Annotated in this window: 8 protein-coding genes; all 8 read right to left on the reverse strand. The window is 59.4% G+C overall.

Features of this window, described 5'->3' with window-relative positions:
- A partial coding sequence (locus ACRCSW_RS23810; RefSeq protein WP_438708136.1) for a tetratricopeptide repeat protein occupies nucleotides 1-544 on the reverse strand: 544 nt, incomplete at its 3' end.
- 18 nt (nucleotides 545-562) lie between these two features.
- Nucleotides 563-1,546, reverse strand: a complete 984-nt coding sequence (locus ACRCSW_RS23815) for a type II secretion system F family protein (protein ID WP_438708137.1) — start codon at nucleotides 1,544-1,546, stop codon at nucleotides 563-565.
- An 8-nt stretch (nucleotides 1,547-1,554) separates the two neighbouring features.
- Entirely contained in the window at nucleotides 1,555-2,523 is a 969-nt protein-coding gene (locus ACRCSW_RS23820; protein ID WP_438708138.1) for a type II secretion system F family protein, read from the reverse strand.
- 5 nt (nucleotides 2,524-2,528) lie between these two features.
- The gene (locus ACRCSW_RS23825; protein WP_438708139.1) at nucleotides 2,529-3,968 is read right to left on the reverse strand and encodes a CpaF family protein; all 1,440 of its coding nucleotides are present in this window, start codon (nucleotides 3,966-3,968) and stop codon (nucleotides 2,529-2,531) included.
- 17 nt (nucleotides 3,969-3,985) lie between these two features.
- Entirely contained in the window at nucleotides 3,986-5,245 is a 1,260-nt protein-coding gene (locus ACRCSW_RS23830; protein WP_438708140.1) for an AAA family ATPase, read from the reverse strand.
- A gap of 243 nt (nucleotides 5,246-5,488) precedes the next feature.
- Nucleotides 5,489-6,145 (reverse strand): OmpA family protein, encoded by a 657-nt coding sequence (locus tag ACRCSW_RS23835; protein ID WP_438708141.1) that lies wholly within the window; start codon nucleotides 6,143-6,145, stop codon nucleotides 5,489-5,491.
- A gap of 4 nt (nucleotides 6,146-6,149) precedes the next feature.
- Nucleotides 6,150-7,559: a type II and III secretion system protein family protein gene (locus ACRCSW_RS23840; RefSeq protein WP_438708142.1), complete on the reverse strand. Its 1,410-nt coding sequence runs from the start codon at nucleotides 7,557-7,559 to the stop codon at nucleotides 6,150-6,152.
- A gap of 216 nt (nucleotides 7,560-7,775) precedes the next feature.
- A complete protein-coding gene (locus tag ACRCSW_RS23845; protein WP_438708143.1) occupies nucleotides 7,776-8,012 on the reverse strand; it encodes a hypothetical protein in 237 nt (78 codons plus the stop codon).
- Nucleotides 8,013-8,078 lie beyond the last annotated feature (66 nt).

Raw genomic sequence — 8,078 nt, forward strand, 5'->3', positions numbered from 1 at the left:
GTACGAACTTGCCCTTCTCCTGCCGGACGAGACGGAACCCGCCTTTTTCTTGTTCTTGATTAGGATCATACACATTCGCTTCGCTTTGCGCGATAGCGAGCATCAGATTTTCGCGGATCGAGTCCGTTTCGCCACTATCGAGCGCAAACGCATTCTGGAAAACGGCACGGGCCTCGCCGGCCTTGTCTTGCTCGATCAGCACGACGCCCAGATTGTTGAGCGCCGGAACAAATTCCGGATCAAGCTCCAGGGCGCGGCGGAGGATCTTTTCGGCCTGCCCCAGGCGACCAAGAGCCAAGTTGGCCGATCCGATAGCTGAAAGGGTATCTGCGTTGACGCCGGTCTCACCCGCGCCGCGCAGATAGGATTTCAGCGCAAGTTCGTATTCGCCCGCTTCCATCAGACGATGCCCGACGGTCATGCCATCGACACCTTCGCCACGTGCATCTATTCCAAAGGGGCTATTTCTGGATACACCACTGGCCGGTACGCAACCGGCCAGCAGAAGAGCAGAGCAGATCGTCAGAATTGCCGTCTGGCGCAACTCAGGTTCCGTTCGAGTTTAGAGGCCTGCTGCCAATTGTGTGAGCATTGTCACCATTCCATAGATGGAAGGCCCAATCAGAATGACCAAGAGCGGCGGAACTGTAAACAGCATAGTGCCGAGAGTGAGTTTTGTCGGCAACATATTGGCCTTTTCTTCGGCCCGCATGATGCGCTTGTCACGCATGTCGGCGGAATAGACCCGCAATGCGTCTGCAACTGAGGTGCCGAAAGTCGCCGACTGAATGATCGTCGTGACGAAAGAGGCAACGTCAGGCACGCCGACCCGTTCGGCCATGTCCTTCAGAACCGCAATCCGCTCTTTGCCGGCCTTCACCTCTTGGGCGACCATGTCGAATTCGTCGGCGAGTGCTGGATAGCCCGAACGGCTTTCCTTGCCCACGCGGATGATCGACTGGTCGAGCGACTGACCGGCTTCGACGCAGACGAGCATGAGGTCAAGCGCATCGGGGAAGCCCTGGATGATTTCGGTCTGCCGCTGCTTGACGCGCTTGTTCACCCAGTACCGCGGAATGTAGTAACCGATGGCGCAAGGGAGAAGGCTGTGCACAAGAACAGAGGTCATGGTCATCTCTTGCGAGAATGACTTGATGAGCGCGATGATCAGGCCGAGGATCAGGAAAAGGATTGCGAGCAGGAACTGGACGGCGTGGAACATCCGCACCGCGTTCTTGCCGTTATAGCCCGCACGCAGCATGGTCAGCTTTGCGGCTGACAGCTCTTCTTTCTTCTGCGGCTCAAGGAAATGGGCGAACTTCTCGAGCTTGTCCATCCGTTCCGTCTTGCGCAGCGCGCGCTTCTTGTCCTCGCCGGCCTTCGGTTGAAGGTCTTTGAGTTCGCGGAACCGGTCACGCTGCCGTTTCATCACGATCGGCAGCGCGATCAGGATCAGGAGCAGGCCCAGAAGTCCGACCAGCATAAGCGGAGCCATCGGGCCGAAACGCTCGGTCAAGCCGGCCATGAAGTCGGAGAAAAAGCTCATTTTTCGACCTACACTTTGATGTTGGTCATCACCTTCATGTAGATGATGTTGATGATGAGGAAGACGACAACGAAGAGTGCCGCCGGGACATACGCAGAGGTTTCTCTTACTTCGTCATAGTAGTCCGGCTGAATGACGTTGATCATGAGAAGCGCTACGATCGGGAAGGCCGAGAGGAACATGCCCGACCACTTTGCTTCGGCCGTGATCGCGCGGACCCGGCGGAAAAGCTTGAACCGCGCGCGGACCACCTTGGACAGGCCTTCCAGAATCTCGGCCAGGTTACCGCCCGATTGCTGCTGGATGGAGACGGCCACTGCGAGGAAGCGGAGATCCTGGCTGTCCATCCGTTCGGCAAAGGCCTTGAGCGATTCCGACACGTCGCGGCCATAGGCTGCTTCGTCGGCGATGACGCCGAATTCAGAGCCGAGCGGGTCGGGGATCTCCTTGGCGACAATGCCGATGGCCGTCGAGAAAGGGTGGCCGACCCGCAGGCTGCGGACCATCAGTTCGATCGAATCCGGCAGCTGTTCTTCCAGAAGCCCGATCCGCTTCTTCTCGGTCCGGCTCACCCAGACGAACACACCGCCGATGCCCATCGCGATACCAAGGACAACGCGCAGGCCAAACTCGGCGCTGGTGAAGACCGAAAGCATCATGAAGGCGAAGACGGACACAAGCGCCATGATGCCGATCAGGGCCTGCGGCGAGAAGGCGATGTTCGCCCGCTGCGCTTTCTTGGCCAGCATCGAGTAGAGCGGGATGTTCTTCGCGTTGAGGTGCTGGTTCATCTCCTTGCGGAGCTGTTCGAGCACCTGTTCGCGGTTCGCGTTCTTCTCGAGCAGCGTCAGACGCCGGCTTACGCGGCTGTTAAGGCTGATCGATTTTCCGAAGACAATCAGATAGATCCCGTTGACGATCACGACGACCGCCACAAAGATCATGATGTAGATAAGGGGTGCTGCGCTGATTTGCATGGCGGTCAGACGATCGGTTCGTAGATGGAGGCCGGCAGGTCGAAGCCCCACTGGCGGAAGCGGTCAGAGAAGGTCGAGCGGATCCCGGTCGCATTGAAGCGGCCGATGATCTTGCCCGAGGGTTCGACCCCAAGCCGTTCGAAGCGGAAGACTTCCTGCATCGAGATGACCTCGCCTTCCATGCCGGTGATTTCGGTGACCGAGGTCATCCGGCGCGTTCCGTCCTGCAGACGGCTGGCCTGAACCATCAGGTTCACAGCCGAGGCGATCTGGCTGCGGACGGCTTTCAGGGGCATCTCGATCCCGGCCATGGCGACCATGTTCTCAAGGCGGCTGATCGCGTCGCGCGGGTTGTTGGCGTGGATCGTGGTCATCGAGCCGTCGTGGCCGGTGTTCATGGCCTGCAGCATGTCGATGACCTCTTCACCCCGGGTTTCCCCAACGATGATGCGGTCAGGACGCATACGAAGGGCGTTGCGCAGACAGTCGCGCTGGGTGACGGCACCTTTGCCTTCGACGTTCGCCGGACGGCTTTCCATCCGGCCCACGTGGACCTGCTGAAGCTGAAGTTCGGCGGTGTCTTCGATCGTCAGCACGCGTTCGTGGTTGTCGATGAAGGACGAGAGCGCGTTGAGCGTGGTCGTTTTACCCGAACCCGTACCGCCCGACACGATGATGTTCAGCCGGCAGGAGACCGCGGCTTGCAGATAGGCGGCCATCTCTTCAGTGAAAGCGCCAAAGCGGACGAGGTCTTCGATGCGAAGCTTGTCCTTCTTGAACTTCCGGATCGAGACGAGGGAGCCGTCCACCGCAATCGGCGGGATCATGCAGTTGAAACGCGATCCATCTGAAAGGCGCGCGTCGCAATAGGGGTTCGATTCGTCGACGCGGCGGCCCACGGCGGACACGATCTTGTCGATGATGCGCAGAAGGTGGCGTTCATCGCGGAAGGTGACGTCCGAAAGCTGCAGTTTGCCCGACCGTTCGACGAAGATCCGCTTTGGCCCGTTGACCAGGATGTCGTTGATGCTTTCGTCTTTCAGCAGCGGCTCCAGCGGGCCGAGGCCCATGACTTCGTCATAGAGCTCTTGCGTCAGCGCCTGACGGTCTTCCTTGTTCAGGGCGACCGACATGTCGTCCAGCGCTTCGCCGGTCAGCGACGCGATCTCGCCGCGGAGGTTCTGCTCGGTCGCAGATTCGATGGCCGAGAGGTTCAGGTCCTCGAGAAGGCGCTTGTGAATCTCGACTTTGAGCTCGGTCAACCGCTCCTTGCGCTTCTTTTCCTTGTCGGCCGCAACGGCCTCGGCGGTTGTGCGCTGCTGCACTGCAGGCTGTTGTGCGCTGCGCGGACCAAAGCCGGTCTTTTCGACCGGAGCCGTTGCTGGCGTGGTGCCGCTTGGAGCAAGGCTCCCGGTTGGCGTAGACTTCTGGAAACGGCTAAACACGGAATAATCCCCCTAGTTCAGGACTTTGCGACTTCGGCAGATTTGTTCAGATCGTACAAGGACTTGGCGAGCTTCTGCAGTTCCTTGCGCAGCGGGTTCTTACCCGCGCTTTCGGCTATCGGCAGGCCATGGTCATTGGCCTGGGTGACCTGTTCGCCGCCATCGGGCAGCTGCACTTCGATATCGATGTCGAGGCTTTCCGCCATGCGTTTGACGCGGGCCTTTGCCGACAGGTCAGTGAACTTAGGTGCGCGGTTCAGCACGTAGCGCACCTTTTCGTGCGGCAGAGCCTCGGCCTTTAGCGCGCGGACAAAGCGCAGGATGTTCTGGGCCGAACGGAGATCAAGCTCAAGGAGCGCGAAGTAGACATGCGAGCGGGTCAGCACCGCTTCGGTCCAGGCAACGACAGTGGACGGCATGTCGACAATGACGAAATCGAAGTTTGCCTGCGCGGTATCAAGGATGCGACCGATGTCTTCCGGCGTCACCATTTCCAGCGGCAGCATGTCGGCCGGCGCAGTGAAAACGTGCAGCCTTTCGTTGAAGGTCAGCATCGACTTGACGAGCGAATCCGCGTCAATCGAAGCCGTGTCGGTCAGGATTTCCAGCACCGCCTCTTTGCGGGGCAGGTCCAGGTAGGTCGCGATCGAGCCGAACTGGAGATCGAAGTCGATCACGCAGACACGCATGCCTTCGGTTTCCGGGATGCAGCAAAGCTCCCATGCCAGGTTTGCCGCGAAAGTGGTGGCACCGACGCCACCGGCCATGCCGTGCACCGGCAGGATCACACCGTTGCGGTCGCCTTTGGCCTTGAAGACCGGGTTGAAGGTGCCGGTTTCGGGATCGTAGCCGTCGGGCATCACCGGGGTCGGCTTGCGGAGGCGTTCGATCGAATCGTGCAGGGCGCCTTCGGGAAGCGGGTAGGGGACAAAGTCGTCGGCCCCAAGCTTCAGCATCTGGTGCAGAACCGACGGGCTGACCTGGTTGGCGATCAGCAATACCTTGATCTTCTTGGCCTTGGCCGCCTTGATCACGTCGTTCATCTTCGACAGTTCGCTCTCGTCCTCGCTGTCGACGGCGATCGCGACGAATTGCATGCCGGTGCTGTCGGGCTGCTTCAGAAAGACCAGAGCGTCTTCAAAGTTCAGGTCGCCCCAAGCCTCGCCCAGTTCCTGCTCCATGTCGTCGATCAGAAGATCGAATCGCTGTACGTCACGCGAAATCGTGCAGGCGAGGATCGGCGCGGGATCACTCTGTACTGTAGCTTTGCTCGTCATTTCGCCTTAGTCCTTTCGGTACGGAGACCGTTTTCTAGTGCAATTCCAATAGGATATCGCTGCAATCCCTGGTTTGGCCTGCCAAGGACGAGACGGTCCCCAAGCGCGGCTTACCTTTGGGACCATCGTAAAGAATGGTGGCGATAATTGGGCTCAAAGGGCCTGTTTCTGGGATTATAACGATTCTGGAAACGAAGAGGCCGGGCACTGGGCCCGGCCTCTTTTCTTCTCGATGTGGGAGGATCAGCCGCCGCCCTCGGGCGCTGCGTCGGCTGCGGTTCCTTGGTTCGTTGGCACCGCGCTGCCGACGTATTCGCGCCAGATGATTGCGGCATACTTGCCGTTCAGAACCAGCGGGTGCGATTTCACGAAGCCCGAGACCTCGGTCACCGTGCGGCGGTTACGCTCTTCCGGCTGGTTGGTCTGGATGATCGGACGCGACTTGCCGTAAGACACCACCGCTTCAAGCCGCGACCGGCTGATGCCGAGCGAGGTAAGATAGGCCACCGCCGCCTGGGCACGGCGCAAGCCGAGCCGCTGGTTGTAGCCGGCCGACCCGACGAGGTCGGTATGGCCGAAGACCTTGAACCGTACCTCAGGGAACTGGCGGATGAAGTTCGCCTGTTTCTTGAGGATGTCACGGGCCTCGGCAGTCAGCTCGGCGCTGTTAAAGGCGAAGTTGATCGTGTCTGGAACCTCGGCCGAGAAGCGTTCGGCCAGGGCAACGGTGTATTCGAGCTCACCCGTCTGGATCAGCACGTTGTTCATCGTGGCGTTACCGAACTGGCCTTTGTCCACTTCGGAGCCAAGTTCCTTGTCCCAGCTTACCGACGACTCACCGCAGGCGGTCAGCGCGAGGAGGGCCGAGGCTGCAAGCAGCTTTGGAAGCATACCGGTCATCTCCTTACTCCATCACATAGCCGTAGGAGCTGCTGAAGTCCTGCCGGGCAACTTCGCCGGCAGCGCCATTTGGTGACCCCGCCACTTCGCCGAAGAGGAAGAGCTCGCGCTCGGTCGGGATGCGGACACGGTCCGTCGGCAGTGCAAGCGCTTCGCCTGCCACAGGCGTCACAAGATGAGGTGTCACGATAATGACAAGCTCGGTTTGTGATCGTTGATAGTCCGTACTCCGGAACAGCGCGCCAAGGATCGGCACATCGCCCAGCCACGGAACCTGGTTGTTCAAGTCACGGAAGTCGTCTTGCAAGAGGCCCGCAATCGCGAAGCTCTCACCATCGCGCATGTCGACGGTGGTGGACGTTTCCCGGCGCTTGAAGGCCGGGATGTTCCCGCCCTCGGTTGCGATCCCGTTGGCCGGGTCGATGGACGACACCGCCGCGTTGATCGTCAAGTTGATCATGTCTTGATCAACCACAACCGGAATGAAGTTCAGTTCGACACCGAACGGCTTGTACTCGATCGTAATGCCGCCGCTATCCGACTCGCCGGGGACAGGGAATTCGCCACCAGCGAGGAATTTGGCTTCCTGGCCAGAGAGGGCGGTCAAGTTGGGCTCTGCCAACGTACGAACCATCCCCTTCGATTCCAGCGCCTCGATCAGAACGTTGAAGGCAAGATCGCCTACGACGAAGCCACCACCGATGGAGCCGCCGGCACTCGGACCCTGCAAGGCGAATTCACCGGGGCCACCAATAACTCCGCCATCGACAGGGTTGGAGCTACCCAGATTGATCCCGACGCCGCCGTCGGTGCCGCTCGCAGTGATGCTAAGTCCGGTGTCCAGCTGTTTGCTGACCGAACGGTTCATTTCTGCAAACCGGACTTTCAGCATGACCTGCTGTGTGCCACCCACAACCATCAGGTTGGATACCCGTTCCGGTGCGTAGCGGTTGGCAAGATCAAGCGCGCGGTCAAGCTTGGCGGTCGAAGAGACCTTGCCTGACAGCACGATCCCGTCGTTTGCGGTGCGGACTTCGATGTGTTCGCCCGGAAGGATTTGCTGCAGGCGTTCCTTGAACTCGGCGATGTCGGGCGTGACGTGCACGTCGACGTTCGAGATCAGTTGCCCGTCCGGCGACAATAGCGTGAGCGTCGTGCGCCCGGGAGCCTTGCCGAGGACGTAGATGGAACGATCGGACAGCGTCGAAATGTCGGCGATGCCCGGGTTCGCGATCGACAGTTCCGCGAAGGGAACGTCGCTTTCGACGACAACGGCCCGGTTCATCGGAACGTTGAGTGCTTCTTGCGCCTGACCCTGCATAACGCGCAGGACTTCGGCAGAGACCGGCGTCAACGCCGTCGATGCGAGAATCGCACCAAGATAACCTGCTACCAGGAGTCGTTTCATTTTCATGTGATCTGCCCTTTCGACCACGCCTCGTTTGGGTCTTGAACGCCCTTATCAAAGGCACAATGAACTAGCCGCAGTTTTTTTGCAAGAATCAATGCTTTGGGGGGCGTACTTGATGTGGATAACTTGCAACAGGTCGCAAAGGGTTGGAAAAATGAAAGGGCGCGGCCCCATATGCTGTGGCCGCGCCCCCTCGAAAGCCGCTGAAAGCTACTAGGGCTATTCGTCCTTGCAGGGAATTACGATGCTGGTGTCAACAAGCTGACCGTCCTTACGCTCTTTCGCGTAACAGACCTTCTTCTCTTCGACGACAACGGCCCGGTTCATCGGAACGTTGAGTGCTTCTTGTGCCTGACCCTGCATAACGCGCAGGACTTCGGCAGAGACCGGCGTCAACGCCGTGGATGCGAGTATCGCACCAAGATAACCTGCTACCAGGAGTTGCTTCATATTCATGTGATCTGCCCTTTCGACCACGCCTCGTTTGGGTCTTGAACGCCCTTATCGAAGGCAGAATGACCT

Origin of the sequence: Tabrizicola sp., from assembly GCF_051645465.1 — a bacterium.
GTDB lineage: Bacteria > Pseudomonadota > Alphaproteobacteria > Rhodobacterales > Rhodobacteraceae > Tabrizicola.